The sequence below is a fragment of the Streptomyces sp. NBC_01622 genome (assembly GCF_045209635.1).
GTDB lineage: Bacteria > Actinomycetota > Actinomycetes > Streptomycetales > Streptomycetaceae > Streptomyces.
Genome location: NZ_CP109293.1, coordinates 5,680,554 through 5,694,550 on the forward strand (window position 1 = coordinate 5,680,554; position 13,997 = coordinate 5,694,550).

General features: G+C 72.3%; 13 protein-coding genes. 7 read left to right on the forward strand and 6 right to left on the reverse strand.

Annotated features, from left to right (window positions below):
* The first annotated feature begins 4 nt into the window (after positions 1–4).
* Complete coding sequence (locus tag OH768_RS26065; RefSeq protein ID WP_406457445.1) at positions 5–970, forward strand: DUF5926 family protein; 966 nt, start codon at positions 5–7, stop codon at positions 968–970.
* A 244-nt stretch (positions 971–1,214) separates the two neighbouring features.
* Here OH768_RS26065 and OH768_RS26070 read toward each other — a convergent pair whose 3' ends face one another.
* Entirely contained in the window at positions 1,215–1,787 is a 573-nt protein-coding gene (locus OH768_RS26070; RefSeq protein ID WP_406457447.1) for a hypothetical protein, read from the reverse strand.
* A 56-nt stretch (positions 1,788–1,843) separates the two neighbouring features.
* Complete coding sequence (locus tag OH768_RS26075; RefSeq protein ID WP_359610838.1) at positions 1,844–2,509, reverse strand: bifunctional DNA primase/polymerase; 666 nt, start codon at positions 2,507–2,509, stop codon at positions 1,844–1,846.
* Between the two features lie 459 nt (positions 2,510–2,968).
* On the opposite strand from OH768_RS26075, the gene OH768_RS26080 reads away from it, so the two are divergent.
* The 4 genes from OH768_RS26080 (at position 2,969) to OH768_RS26095 (ending at position 8,883) form a co-directional block, all read left to right on the forward strand.
* Positions 2,969–4,513, forward strand: a complete 1,545-nt coding sequence (locus OH768_RS26080; RefSeq protein ID WP_406457450.1) for a SpoIIE family protein phosphatase — start codon at positions 2,969–2,971, stop codon at positions 4,511–4,513.
* Positions 4,514–4,606: 93 nt separating this feature from the next.
* The gene (locus tag OH768_RS26085) at positions 4,607–6,109 is read left to right on the forward strand and encodes an aminopeptidase P family protein (protein WP_406457452.1); all 1,503 of its coding nucleotides are present in this window, start codon (positions 4,607–4,609) and stop codon (positions 6,107–6,109) included.
* A gap of 105 nt (positions 6,110–6,214) precedes the next feature.
* A complete protein-coding gene (locus OH768_RS26090; protein WP_406457454.1) occupies positions 6,215–7,588 on the forward strand; it encodes a PLP-dependent aminotransferase family protein in 1,374 nt (457 codons plus the stop codon).
* A gap of 68 nt (positions 7,589–7,656) precedes the next feature.
* Positions 7,657–8,883 carry an MFS transporter gene (locus tag OH768_RS26095; protein WP_406457456.1) on the forward strand — a complete coding sequence of 409 codons (1,227 nt, stop codon included), beginning with the start codon at positions 7,657–7,659 and terminating at the stop codon, positions 8,881–8,883.
* 154 nt (positions 8,884–9,037) lie between these two features.
* Here OH768_RS26095 and OH768_RS26100 read toward each other — a convergent pair whose 3' ends face one another.
* The 4 genes from OH768_RS26100 to OH768_RS26115 all read right to left on the reverse strand — a co-directional run bounded on the left by OH768_RS26100 (position 9,038) and on the right by OH768_RS26115 (position 11,951).
* On the reverse strand, positions 9,038–9,871 hold the full coding sequence (locus OH768_RS26100) for a triphosphoribosyl-dephospho-CoA synthase (protein WP_406457458.1): 834 nt from the start codon (positions 9,869–9,871) through the stop codon (positions 9,038–9,040).
* 9 nt (positions 9,872–9,880) lie between these two features.
* Positions 9,881–10,825 carry an intradiol ring-cleavage dioxygenase gene (locus OH768_RS26105; protein ID WP_406457460.1) on the reverse strand — a complete coding sequence of 315 codons (945 nt, stop codon included), beginning with the start codon at positions 10,823–10,825 and terminating at the stop codon, positions 9,881–9,883.
* A 66-nt stretch (positions 10,826–10,891) separates the two neighbouring features.
* Positions 10,892–11,449 carry a GNAT family N-acetyltransferase gene (locus tag OH768_RS26110; protein WP_406457462.1) on the reverse strand — a complete coding sequence of 186 codons (558 nt, stop codon included), beginning with the start codon at positions 11,447–11,449 and terminating at the stop codon, positions 10,892–10,894.
* A 55-nt stretch (positions 11,450–11,504) separates the two neighbouring features.
* Entirely contained in the window at positions 11,505–11,951 is a 447-nt protein-coding gene (locus OH768_RS26115; protein ID WP_019073437.1) for an ATP-binding protein, read from the reverse strand.
* 236 nt (positions 11,952–12,187) lie between these two features.
* Between OH768_RS26115 and OH768_RS26120 the strand changes: the two genes are divergently transcribed.
* Both OH768_RS26120 and OH768_RS26125 read left to right on the forward strand, forming a co-directional pair.
* On the forward strand, positions 12,188–13,051 hold the full coding sequence (locus OH768_RS26120; protein WP_406457465.1) for a hypothetical protein: 864 nt from the start codon (positions 12,188–12,190) through the stop codon (positions 13,049–13,051).
* Between the two features lie 171 nt (positions 13,052–13,222).
* Positions 13,223–13,939, forward strand: coding sequence for a YcnI family protein (locus tag OH768_RS26125; RefSeq protein WP_406457467.1), 717 nt, complete (start codon positions 13,223–13,225; stop codon positions 13,937–13,939).
* Positions 13,940–13,997: the final 58 nt, after the last annotated feature.

Consider the following 13,997-nt stretch of genomic DNA (forward strand, 5'->3'; position numbering starts at 1 on the left):
CACGATGGCCAAGAAGCGACCCCAGACCACGGCCAAGCGGCCTCAGCTCAGCGACGCAGAGGTCCCGGTTGTCGGTGCCCGCGAGCCCTGCCCCTGCGGCAGTGGCCGCCGTTACAAGGCGTGCCACGGCCGGGCCGCCGCGCACGCGGTGACCGAGTTGGTGCAGCGGCCCTTCGAGGGGCTGCCCGGCGAGGGCGACTGGGTGGCGCTGCGCGAGCTGGTGCCCGCCGCCACGGTCGCGCTGCCGCTGAAGGGCGGCCTCCCCGAAGGGGTTCCGTCGGTCACGCTCGCCACGGTGCTGCCGATGGCCTGGCCGGCCCTGCGCCGAGACGACGGCTCGGTGCTGCTCGGTCTGCAGAACGACACGGCGTCCGGCGACATCAGCCGCGACCTCGCCGACACCCTCCAGCGCGCGCTGGTCGCGGAGCCGGGTACTCCGGTGCAGTCCCGCCGTGCCCCGGCCGACGGTCCGCGACTGCAGGAACTGCTCGACCCGGAAGGCGCGTTCGAGCCAGTTGTGCACGCGGGCTTCGAATTCTGGGTTCCGGAGGCGGAGAACGCGTCGCCCGAGGTGACCGCCTCCCTGGAGCGCGCCAACGCCGCCGCCATCCCGACCGTGAAACTCCAGGGCGTGGACGCCGCGTACTGGTGCGAGACGCCGGACAAGAACCACCTGCGCTGGGTCATGCCGTACCCGGAGGAGCAGCTTCTGGACGGTCTCGCCCGGCTGCACGCGGCCGGCCGCTCCGGTCTCGGTGACGGCACCCGCCTCGTGGGGTCCTTCCGTGCTCACGGTCTCACCGTGCCCGTCTGGGACCTGCCGAGCGGGTTCGGCGCGGACGACGTGGAGAAGCCGGCCGCCGAGTTCGCCGAGCGCCTCACCGCCGCGCTGGCCACGGACGCCCCGCTCACCGCGGACGAGCGCCGCGCGCGCGGCGGCCTCACCAACCGGCAGGTCACGCTCAGCTGACCCACAGAGGGGCGCAGGGGTTCGGCTGACCGACCGGTCAGTCGCAACAGGCCTGTTCACTCCGGTGACTCCTGTCACAACTCCCCGTTGTGAAAGGCAAGTCGGTGTCCGAATAGCCGAGATCGAATTTGCGAACCGCCGATCTCTTGTTACCGTTCGAGTAGCCCGGTTGCTGGTGCATCCCCCGTCGCCAGCAACCGGGTCTTTTCATGCCCGGCCCGCGTGTACGGAACGATGTCGTCCGTCAACTCGCCGTAGGCGCCGAGGAGTTGCTCCCCGAGCGCAGCAACAGCGGCCCGCGCCCGCCCTGCCCGGCGGCGAACTCCGCGACGGCCGTATAAGCCGCCAGATCGCCCTGTGCGTGCTCTCTGGGCGTCTCGCACAGCGAGGGCTCGTCCTCGGCGCTCACCGCGCAGTGCATCTGCACGGTGCGGTCCGCCGGCCCCATGAGGCTCAGCACCGCGTCCAGGTCGTCGCCGCTCGCGTTGCGGTAGTAGGTGCGCGCCCAGGTGTCCTCGCCCTGCGCCATCACACAGGTCTGTGCCTCGATGCCGTCGGGCGTGGAGAGTTCGGGTCCGCAGCGGGCGGCGGTGGCCAGCCCCAGGCCGAGCGTCAGCGGGGAGCGGGTGGGCGCGGGCGCCGGCGAGGGCACCTCGGACGGCGCCTTCGCGTCGCCGCCGGAGGAGACGGAGGAGTCGACCAGGGAACGTACGACTGCGTGACCCCCGTCGCGTACGGGTCCCGCGGACGCCACGGCCAGCGGCAGCGCGACCGCGCATACCGCGACGCCCGCGAGGGCGAGCAGACGAAGGTTCATGTAGCGGAAGATAACGACCAACTACGGGCGCCGCGGTCCGCGCGCGCCCGACACCCCTACAACTCGGGGGCGCTCACACCCGTACGAGTGAGGGCCTCGACCACGGCGTCCACCACGGCCTCGACATCGGGGACCCAGGGCGAGGACGAGCCGGGCAGAGGTGCGCGCTCCCAGCGGATCTGTCCCTGGCCGGTCTCGGAGGGCGGCAGGGCGAGATAGCCGCCCTCGCCGTGGAAGCGGAGCGAGCCGGGGACATGGTCCTTGGCGTAGAGCAGTTCGCCCAACTGCTCCATGGAGTACGGCTTGACGAGCAGCGACCAGCGGGTGGGCGCGGCGACGACCGGGCCCAGGCGCATGCCCTGGAGGTCGAGCGCGGCGAGCGCCCGGGCGGCCGCGGGGGCGGGCAGGCTGACCGCGCAGGGAGCCTTGTCGCCGGTGGCGAGGACGATGGGCGCGGCGGGGCGGTTGCCCCACCACCAGCGCACCATGCGGGCGTCGGTGGTGGCCGCGAGGAGGCCGGGGTCGAAGGGGTGGGCGCCGGGAACCGTGCACTCAGGGTCCGGACAGCCGCAGCGGGCCCGGCCCTGGGGGTCCGGTGCCACGCCCGGGAGTACGGGCCACTGCCATTCCGTCGCGAAGGTCAGGGCCGCGCCGAGCATCTCAGACCTCCTGTTGTCTCGCCTGGACAGGAGCCTGCGTCGCTTTCCGAGGATCTCGCGCATGAGCGCTCGTTCCTTTCCGTTGCACCGCTGGCAACACCGAGGACCACATCACAACATGTGTCGATCACTGCACTGTGCGTACCTGTTGGCGCATCACACCCCTGCGCGAAGCAAGGGGAACCCGTGCGTGCATGAAAAGCATGGGCGTGGCGTGGGGGTGGCGAAGTCTGGCGTTTTGCCGTCCCGCGTATTTCTCTCCGCCTCCGCCACGGGAGGATGGGGCACGATCGTCGGTGGTTAAGACGCCCGGGTCCCTCACCAGGTTCCGGGCGGCCCTCGCCACCCCTGGTCTTCTCCGAGTACGTACCCATCACGACCGCTGTGACGCTCCGTCGAGCAAGCCCAGTCGACCGCAATGGACCGTCCCCTGATGCAGTTTTAAGCCAACTTTGCCAATCCGCAAGGGGAGAGCGAAATGCCCCCGCGAAACCCATGGACACCAGGAATCCCAGCAGGACAATGCTGGACATCCCCTCACGAGTGCGTGTACATGTGGAGACACTGCCAGCGGCGCAGAATGACATGGGGGTTTGCGATGCTTTTGAGCAATACGCACCGGTCGGAAAGCCGGACGCCATGAACGCCCCTCACCCTCCGAAAGTGGCTGGAATCGATTCAACGGTTCCCTCGCCCGCACACACTGTCGCGCCCGCGCCTGCCGCCACCGGTACCCCTCCGGCCCCTTCCTCGAACGTCCAGAATCCGCCGGAAACCGCTCCGAACGCGCCAAGTGCCCTGCTCCAGGACCGTCTCGCCGGCTGGGTCTCCGACCTCACGACCCTGCATGAACTCACGGAACGCCTGACCCGCACGGACGCACTCGCGGACGCACTCCAGGAACTGCTGCGCGCCGGAGCCGCTCTCGTGGGCACCCGGCGCGGACTCGTCGTCCTGGAACCCGGCGACGGCCTCGGCCCGCACACCACCATCGGCCTGGGCCTCGGCCGCTCCGACCTCGGCCACATCGAGACCGTCCCGCGCGGGGCGATGTCCTACGGCCAGATTCTGGACGGAGCCCCGGGCGGCGAGGGCGGCGAGGTCGTCCACGCCGACCTGTTCGCCGAGGACGGCCTCGACCCGCGCCACCGCGAGGTGGCCGTACGCCTGGGCTACGCGGCGAGTTACGCGCTGCCCCTGGCGACCGACGCGGCCGGACGGCTGGGCGCCGCCGTGTGGCTCTACGACGAGCCCGCCGAGCCGGTCGAGCGGCAGCGCCATCTCGCCGGCCTGTACACCCGTTTCGCCGCCGAGCACCTGGCGCGGCTCCTCGAAGTCGAGCGCACGCGCGCGTGCATGACGACCATCGCCGAGGAGCTGCTGCCGTCCCGGCTCCCCCGCGTGGCCGGTGTGCAGCTCGCCGCGCTGCACCGCACGGGTCCGCGCGGCGGCGGCGACTGGTACGACGCGCTGCCGCTGCCGGACGCCGCGCTCGGCCTCGCCGTCGGCTCGGTGACCGGTTCCGGGCCGAGCGCGATCGCCGCGATGGGCCGGCTGCGGGCGTCCCTGCGGGCGTACGCGGTGATGGAGGGCGAGGACCCGGTCGCGGTCCTGTCCGACCTCGAACTGCTCCTCAGGCTCACCGAGCCCGCCCGCTCGGCCACCGCACTGTTCGCCTACTGCGAGCCCGGGCTGCGCAGGATCACCCTGGCGGGGGCAGGTCATAGCCCGCCGCTCCTTGTCGGCGAGCGGCGCACGGAGTTCGTGGAGACCTCCGTCTCCGCCCCCCTGGGCATGCTGGCCTGCTGGGAGGCGCCGAGCGTGGAACTGGAGGTGGAGCCCGGCGAGACGGTTCTGCTCTACACGGACGGGCTGCTGCACCGCACCGGCGACCCCACGGACCGCGCCTTCGCCCGCCTCCACGCGGCGGCGGCGAGTGTTCCGAAGGCGTTGCGCGGCGACCCGGGCGCGATCGCCGACCACGTGCTGCGGGCCGTACTGCCGGACGGCCTCGACACGGCCGACAGCGACGAGGACGTCGTCCTCCTGGCGGCTCGCTTCGAGTAGTCGACCGCAAGCCGTCGGTAATAGGCCTTACGGCACTGGGCCCCCTTCCGTACGACCGTACGATGGACGGGGTCCAGTGCCGTATCTAGGAGGATGACCGTGGCCGACGAGCTCGATCCGGCTGTACCGGATTCTGCTGCTACCGCAGCGGGCCCGGAGACTGAGTCCGAGGATCCTGAAGAGCCCATCAAGAAGCGGAAGAACGGCCTGTACCCGGGCGTGTCCGACGAGCTGGCCGAGAGCATGAAGTCCGGCTGGGCCGACACCGAGCTGCACGACCTGCGGCCCGTCGAGCAGGCCGAGCACACCGCCCGCCGCCGCGCCGCGCTCTCCGCGCGCTTCCCGGCCGAGCGCCTGGTGATCCCCGCGGGCAACCTGAAGACCCGCTCGAACGACACCGAGTACCCCTTCCGGGCGTCGGTCGAGTACGCGTACCTGACGGGCAACCTCACGGAGGACGGCGTCCTCGTCCTGGAGCCCACCGCCGAGGGCCACAAGGCGAGCATCTACCTCCTGCCGCGCTCCGACCGCGAGAACGGCGAGTTCTGGCTCTCCGGCCAGGGCGAGCTGTGGGTCGGCCGCCGCCACTCACTCACCGAGGCCGAGCAGCTCTACGGCATCCCCGCCTCCGACGTCCGCGAACTGGCCGCCGCCCTGCGCGAGGCCACCGGCCCGGTGCGGGTCGTACGCGGCTACGACGCCGGGATCGAGGCCGCGCTGACCGACAAGGTCACCGCCGAGCGCGACGAGGAGCTGCGGGTCTTCCTCTCCGAAGCCCGCCTGGTCAAGGACGAGTTCGAGATCGCCGAGCTGCAGAAGGCCGTCGACTCGACGGTCCGCGGCTTCGAGGACGTGGTGAAGGTCCTCGACAAGGCCGAGGCGACCAGCGAGCGCTACATCGAGGGCACGTTCTTCCTCCGCGCGCGCGTCGAGGGCAACGACGTCGGCTACGGCTCGATCTGCGCCGCGGGCCCGCACGCCACCACCCTGCACTGGGTGCGCAACGACGGCCCGGTGCGCTCCGGCGACCTGCTCCTCCTGGACGCGGGCGTCGAGACGCACACCCTGTACACCGCCGACGTCACCCGCACGCTGCCGATCAACGGCCGCTTCAGCGAGATCCAGAAGCAGGTCTACGACGCCGTCCACGAGGCTCAGGAGGCCGGTATCGCGGCGGTGCAGCCGGGCGGCAAGTACCGCGACTTCCACGACGCGGCGCAGCGCGTACTGGCCGAGAAGATCGTCGAGTGGGGCCTCGTCGAAGGCCCGGTCGAGCGCGTCCTGGAGCTGGGCCTCCAGCGCCGCTGGACGCTGCACGGTACGGGCCACATGCTCGGCATGGACGTCCACGACTGCGCCGCCGCGCGCACCGAGACGTACGTCGAGGGCACGCTGGAGCCCGGCATGGTCCTCACGGTGGAGCCCGGCCTGTACTTCCAGGCCGACGACCTGACCGTCCCCGAGGAGTACCGCGGCATCGGCGTCCGCATCGAGGACGACATCCTGGTCACCGAGAACGGCAACCGGAACCTCTCCGACGGCCTGCCCCGGACCTCGGCCGAGGTCGAGAGCTGGATGGCGTCCCTCAAGAGCTGACAGCCGATAACTGATACAAGACTGATGGCCGGGCACACGTGCGGTGCCCGGCCATTCGTGTGCCGGTCGTATGGCAGTCATGTGCCTAGGGGGAGGGCTTTTCCCGTGAACGACTTCTGGTCCGGTGTCGGGGTCGACCTGCATCTGGAACCCGACCCGGAGGGCGGCCGCCGCGCCGGTCTCGAACGCGCGCTCCGGGACGCCGTACGCGACGGCCGCCTGGCCCCCGGAACCCGCCTGCCGGCCACCAGACGCCTCGCGACCGAACTCGGCGTCTCCAGGGGCACCGCGAAGGCGGCCTACGACCAGCTCGTCGCCGAGGGCTATCTGACCGCCCGCCAGGGCTCCGGCACCCAGGTCGCGCTGCTGCCCACCGTCGGCACGGAGACACCGGGAGCGGCGGCACGCGCGCGTGTACCCCGTTTCGACCTGCGGCCCGGCAGCCCGGACGTCGGCTCGTTCCCGGCGGCGGCCTGGCTGCGCTCCCTGCGCCGCGCCATCGCGACGGCACCCTCCCTGGCGTACGACTACGGCGATCCGCGCGGCCGTGTCGAACTGCGCACCGCGCTCTCGGGCTACCTGGGGCGGGCGCGCGGGGTGATCGCGCCCCCGGAGCGGATCGTCATCACCTCCGGGTACGTACAGGGACTCGCGCTCCTCACGCGCGTGCTCGACGGCTCCCGGGTGGCCATGGAGGATCCCGGACTGCCGTTCCACCGGGAGGTGGTCCGGCACAACGGCGGCAACGTGGTCCCCGTAGGGGTCGACGAACGGGGCGTCCGCACCGAGGAGTTGGGGCACGCGGCGGCCGTGGTGGTCACCCCGGCCCACCAGTACCCGACCGGCGTGACCCTGCACCCGGAGCGCAGACGGGCGCTGACCGACTGGGCACGCGCGCGTGGGGGACTGATCGTCGAGGACGACTACGACGGGGAGTTCCGCTACGACCGGCAGCCCGTGGGCGCGCTCCAGGGGATGGCACCGGGACAGGTCGCGTACCTGGGTACCGCCTCCAAGACGCTCGGGCCCGCGCTGCGGCTCGGCTGGATGGTGCTGCCGCCCCACCTGGTCGACCCGGTCGCCGACGCCAAGCTGCACAGCGATCACCACACCGAGACCATCGGCCAGCTGGCGCTCGCCGAGATGATCGACAGCCACGCCTATGACCGGCACGTGCGCGCGTGCCGGCTGCGGTACCGGCGCCGCCGCGACCAACTCCTCGGCCGACTGGGGGCGCGCAGGAGCGTGCGCGGGATCGCGGCCGGGCTGCACGCGCTGGTGGAGGTCGACGACGAGGAGGCCGTGCTGGCGCGGGCCGAGAAGGAGGGGCTCGCGGTGGGGCGGCTCGGCGAGCACTGGCACACGGCGGACGCGGGCGCGGACCGGCCGCAGGGGCTGGTGGTGGGGTATGGGACGCCTCGGGAGCGGGTGTATCCGGAGGCGCTGGAGGTGTTGGGGCGGGTGCTGGAGGGGTCCTGAATTGGACCAACAGAAGGAGTGGCCATTGGGTCTCACCACAGACCCAATGAGCTTCTAACGTCGTAGCCATGACGAACTCGCTCGTCCCGCCCGCGGGCCCGCAACGCACCCTCGCGCTGGCCCAGTTGACCAACTCCGTCGGTGACGGCGCCTACTACGTGACCTCGGCGCTGTACTTCACCCACGTCGTAGGGCTCGCCCCCGCGCGCGTGGGCCTAGGGCTCACCCTCGCGTGGGCCGTCGGATCGCTGGTGGGCGTGCCGCTGGGGCGGCTGGCCGACCGGCGTGGGCCGCGCGGTACGGCGGTGCTGCTGGCGCTGGCGACCGGGCTCGCGGTGGCGTCCTTCCTCGTCGTCCGGGGATTCGTGCCGTTCGTGCTCGCCGCGTGCGCCTACGCCTCCGCGCAGTCGGGGCTCGCGGCGGCCCGCCAGGCGCTGCTGGCGGGGCTGGTGTCCGCCGGGGAGCGGACCGGGCTGCTGGCCCATCTGCAGTCGACGCTGAACGCCGGTCTCGCGGTCGGCGCGGGCCTCGGCGGGCTCGCGCTGCGGGCGGGGACGCGGTCGGCGTACCTCGGGGTGTTCGCGCTGGACGCGGTGAGCTTCCTGGTCTGTGCGGGGCTACTGCTGCGGCTGCCGTCGGTTCGGGTCGCCCAGGTGAGGAAGGCGGGCGGTCTCGGCGTCCTGCGCGACCGGCCCTATGTCGTCGTCACGCTGCTCAACACCGTGCTGCTGCTGCGGATGCCGCTGCTCAGCCTCGGGCTGCCGCTGTGGATCGCCGAGCGGACCGATGCGCCGACCTGGCTGGTGTCCGCGCTGTTCGTGCTCAACACCGGTGCGGTGATGGTCTTCCAGGTGCGGACGGCACGCGGGGTCACGGGGATCGCGTCGGCCACGCGCGTGGTGCGGCGTTCGGGCTGGGTGATGCTGGCGGCCTGCGCGGCGTTCGCGCTGTCGGCGGGCGCGTCGCCCCGGGTGGCGGCGGGCGCGCTGGTGGTCGGGGCGGTGCTCCAGGTGGCCGCCGAGATGGGGCAGTCGGCGGGTTCCTGGCAACTGTCCTTCGCGCTGGCGCCCGTTGACCGGGTGGGCGAGTACCAGGGGTTCTTCGGGACCGGCGTGACCGTGGCCAGGACGATCGGCCCCCTGGTGCTGACGTCCCTCCTCCTGGAGTGGGGCACACCGGGCTGGCTGCTGCTGGGCGGGGCGACGGTGGCGGCGTCGTACGCGATGGGGCCGGCGGCGCGGTGGGCGGCCGGAGCTGGTGAAGTGACGGTCAGGCGGCCCGCGTTGGCGAACTGACTGGCACGAGCCCGGTCGCCGACCCGTCCGCGGCGACGACCGACAGGCCGCGCCGACGGCAGGCGGGACAGCATCCCGGGCGCGGCAAGGCCTGGCGGACCATGCCGATGAATTCACCCGCACGTCTCGGGGCGGCCTGCCCGTTCGCGGCGGATCAGCCGGTCCGCGCCGGCGAACTGACCGGCAGCGAGTCCAGGAACAGCGCGCCCGCCAGGAGCCCCGCGCTTCCGCGAGGGCTCCACGCGCGCGCGTGGAGGTCGGTGTCGAAGGCGGCCAGGGCCTCCGCACCGGGCTCCGTGGCCGTGCCGCCCGCCTCCAGGACGCCGCGGGCGCCGGCCTGGACGTGGCGCAGGCCCAACGGGCCGGCGGTGTGCAGGAGTTCGGTGTCCTGGAGGGTCGACATCACGGTGAGCAGCGCGTCGAGGCGGGCCTCGGTCTCCCTGGCACCGGCCGCGCGGGTGGTGGCCAGGGTGTCCAACGCCCGCCGTACGTGCGGGAATCCGGCCTTCGCCTCGCCCCGCGCGCCGGCCGCGCCGTACTTCGCCGAGATCGACGAGCCGCGCGAGGGCCGGCGCGGGGCGCGGCGGTCGGGGTGGGCGGCGATGCGCTTCGCGGTCGCGGCGACGTCCAGGGCCCCGGCACGGGGGTCCAGGGCCGCCGCCGCGACCAGGAGGCCGAGCGCCCACAGGGCACCCCGGTGGCCGCCGCCCGCGAGCGCCACGGAGTGTTCGGCGCAGCGGCCGATCGCGCCCAGTTCGGCGCGGAGTTGGGGAGTGGGCTCGCCGGTGCGGCGGGCTGACGCCGCCATCGCCGCGAGGCCGGGGGCCAGCGCCCTGGCCGACCAGCGCAGGGCACGGTGGTCCACACGGGTCGTACGGGCGTCGAGGTCACGCGGGTCGGGCAGGCCCGGCTTGGGAGCCAGCGCCAGTTGCCCGGTGAGCGCGTCCACGGCGGCCCGCGCCAGTGCCTCGTCCTCGCGGCTCTGCATCGTCGTACCTTACGAGGAGGCGGAGGCCGAAGGGGAGGGGCTGTCGCTGGGCGGGGTACCCGTAGGGGCGTCGCTCGGAGCGCCGCTCGGGGGTGTGCCGCCTCCGCCGCTGCCCGCGCCGGTGTTCTCGGCGTCCGGGTCGACGCCGAGCGTCAGGGAGCCCTTGTAGCCCTTGGACGGGTCCTTCTTGTGGACGGCCTTGAGGGTGAGCAGACCGCTGGCCGCGCCTCCGCCGTCGTAGACCATGTCGTCGGCGAGGACGGTGTACGAGCCCGTGTGCTTGGCGTACGGGTCGAGGGTGAAGATCTCCTCGGCGATGTCGTCGGCGAAGAACAGCTGGCCGGTGTAGTTGACCTTGCCGCCCTCGTAGGTGCCGTCCTCCTTCTCGCCGCCGGTGTGAACCTTGACGTGGATGTGGCAGGTGCGGGGCGTGTACCAGCCCGGGAAGATCGTCTCGAACTTGACGACCCCGTTGGCGTTGGCGACCTGGTAACCGCGCAGGTAGGTGAGGTCGTTGGCGCTGTCGCCCTCCTCGCTCTCGGCGGGGGCCGAGCCGCCGGGGTTGGCGGTGGTGTAGCCGGAGTAGTAGCCCCAGGCGTCGCAGTGCCAGATCTCCACGGCCGCGCCCTTGACCGGGGTGCAGCCGTCGGTGGCGTCGACGACGGTCAGGCGCAGGGTCAGCGGGACGCCCGCCTTGCCCTCGGTGATGTCCTTGCGCACCAGGGCACCGTCGAGGTAGTAGGGGCCTTCCGTGACGCTCGTCATCAGCGTCATGCACGCACTGCTGGTCGAGGTCGCCGAGGCCGTCGTGTCCGCGTCGGCCGTCGTGTCCGCGGTGTCGGCGAACGCCGACTGCAGCCCGGCCGCCGCCAGCCCGCCGGCCGCGACCGTCCCGCCGGTCACCGCGAGGGCGCGGCGCCGGCTGATCGTTTTTTCTCTGTGGTTTCCCGTCATGATCGCGAAGCTAGGGACGGCACCCGTCAGGGGCGTAGGTCTCGGCTGTGCGCAGGGTAAGAATCCTTAGAAAGCTGACGTCGGGTCGTCGTCGTGCAGGATCCGCTGGAACAACCGGTGGTCACGCCACTCCCCGCCGATGTGCAGATAGCGTGGCGCCATGCCGATCGGCTCGAACCCGCTCTTCTCCAGGACGCGTTGGGAGGCGAGGTTGTCGAGCCGCGTGCTCGCCTCCAGCCGGTGCAGCCCGACCGTCTCCCGCGCGATCCGGCACACCCGCCCGACACCGGCGGTGGCCAGACCGCGCCCCTGCCGGTCGGCGGCGATCCAGTAGCCGAGCGAGGCGCTGCGGAACGGGCCGAGCACGACCCCGGACAGCGTGAGGGCCCCGACGATCCGCCCGCCGGAGGCGATGAGCAGGGGCACGACCCGGCCCGCCGCGTACTCCCGCGCCTGCGTCTCCAGGCGTTCGCGCTGCCCTACGGCAGTGAAGAAGGAGTCCGGGCGGTACGGCTCGTAGGGCCCGCGGTTCTCCATGTAGGCGACGGCGAGGGCGGGGGCGTCGGCCGGCTCGGCGAGCCGCAGCGTCATGCCGTCGGCCAGTTGTTCGGGAGGGATGTCCATCAGCAGATTCTGACGCCGTGGCGCAGACACCGGGGCATCTGCTTCGGACGCACCCTCACACCGCCATCAGCGGCGCGTCCTTCCGCCACTTCAGGATCTTGTCGAAGCTCACCACCGCGCCGCCCACACCCGGCTTGTTGCCGATGTGGACGTGGTCGGCGAGTTCCTGGATGAGACACAGGCCCCGGCCGTTCTCCGCCTCGCTCGGGGCCGGGCGGACGGCCTGGGCGCGCGCGAAGCCGGGGCCCGAGTCGGCGACCTCGATACGGCACTTCTCGCCGTCGAGGTACGCGGTGACGCGGTACGCCTCCGAGGACGCGCCGGGCTCGGTGTCGCCGCCGTGCTCCACGGCGTTGGCGCACGCCTCGCTGAGGGCGACCGAGAGGTCGTAGGAGATGTCCGGGTCGACGCCCGCGGTCTCCATCGTGCCGAGGAGAAGCCGGCGGGCGAGCGGAACGCTCGCGGCCTCGCGCCTCAGATGGAGTGACCACCAGATGCTCATGCTCCAGCCTCCCGGCCGCGGCTCGACATACCGATACCTATTGCCGCCAGTGCCCCTGTGTAAGCACGGAGTTGACGTGATGCCGCCCATATGGGGGATGTGTCCGAAACGTAATTGGTGTATCCGGAGGTAGCTCACGTCGGAGAGTGACCTTTGTGATCTATGACACATCACCGTCCCGGTGTGGTGGACCTGCCGTATGGCGCCCGCAGGGCCGGTGCGATGATGAGCCCGCCATGACTGCCCCCCACCCACGTACGGCGCGCTCCGGAGGCGAACTCCGGGTCCTGCGGGCCGCGGTGTTCGCCGCGGTCTGTGTCGTGCTGGCCGCGGCCGGTCATGCCATCGCCTCCTGCGCCACCGTTCCGCTGTGGACACTCGGCGCGGGCTTCCTCGCCACGTTCCTGGTCGTCGCGCCGCTCGCCGGCCGCGAGCGCTCGCTGCCGGGCATCGCGGCACTGCTCGCGGTCGGACAGACCGTCCTGCACACGCTGTTCGGGCTCGGCCAGAGCGCCGGTACGTCGACCACCGACAGCCTGTCCGCGTCCGACGCCACGCTGGTCGCACGCGCCGCGCATCTGCTGTGCGGGACCACCGCGGCGGCGATCAGCCCGGCGCAGGCCCATCAGATCCTCACCGCCGCGCGGCTGCTGCCGACTTCGGGCACGACCGGCTCGACGGGGTCGGCGAGTTCGATGGGCTCGATGAGCTCCATGGGGTCGATGCACCACCCGGCGGACGCCATGTCCACCTCCGCCGCCTCCTCCATGTCGCTGTTCCCGTCCGTGTCCATGCTGCTCGGTCACCTCCTCGCGGCACTCGCCGCGGGCTGGCTGCTCCGGCACGGGGACCTGGCGCTGCGGCGCCTGGTGGATCTGTCGGCGCACGGAGTCGCGGAAGGGGCGCTCGTACGGTCCCTGCGCGGGGCCCTCGCCCTGGTGCGCGCCCTGCGGGCCGGACTGCCGGGGGCGCCCGGAACGGGTCCGCGGCTGCGGCGTACCGCCCACTTCGCGCCGCCCGCGCCGCACACCACGGCACTCCAGCACTCGGTGATCCGCCGCGGCCCGCCTTCGGCCGCCGCACACGTCCTCGCCGCCTGACGCGACGCGACCACCACCGCACTCCTTTCGTGCGTGGAGAGGCCGCCGTCGTGCGGCACACGCGCGTGCCCGGCTCTTTCCGCCGGGAAACCCCTGATGTCACCCAGGTGTTCACGCGCCCCCTCTTCACCGCCGGAACTCACTCGAACTCGAAGTGGAGTGCTCCTTTCCATGAAGGCTTCTCGTATCGCCGCCGCCGCTGCCGTCGCCGGCTCGGCCGTTGTCGTCCTGTCCTCCCCCGCCTTCGCGCACGTCTCCGTGCAGCCGGAGGGCACGGCCGTCAAGGGCGGCTACGCGGTCGTCGACTTCAAGGTCCCGAACGAGCGCGACGACGCCTCGACCACCAAGCTCGAAGTCACCTTCCCGACCGACCACCCGCTGGCCTCCGTGATGCCGGAGCCGATCAGCGGCTGGACCGTCAAGGTCACCAAGTCGAAGCTGGCCAAGCCCGCCGAGATGCACGGCGAGACGATCACCGAGGCCGTCACCAAGGTCACCTGGACCGCGACCGGCAAGGGCGTCGAGCCCGGCTACTTCCAGAAGTTCCCGGTCTCCGTCGGCATGCTGCCCACGGACGCCGACCAACTCGTCTTCAAGGCGCTGCAGACGTACTCCGACAAGGAGGTCGTGCGCTGGATCGAGGTACAGAAGGACGGCGCGGAGGAGCCCGAGAACCCGGCTCCGGTCCTCGAACTCTCCGCCGCCCCCGCCTCCGGCGCGACCGCCGAGGACGCCTCCGAGAAGACCGAGAACACCGCCGCCGACACCACGTCCGCCGCCGACTCCTCCGACACCACCGCCCGCGTCCTCGGCGTGGTCGGCATCGCCGTCGGCGCGGCGGGCGTGGCGTACGGCGTTCTCGCCGGCCGTCGGCGTACGACCGTCTGAGGCCCGTCCGCTCATGGCGCGCACAGGGGTCCGTGCGACTCTTGCGTACGACCCCGGT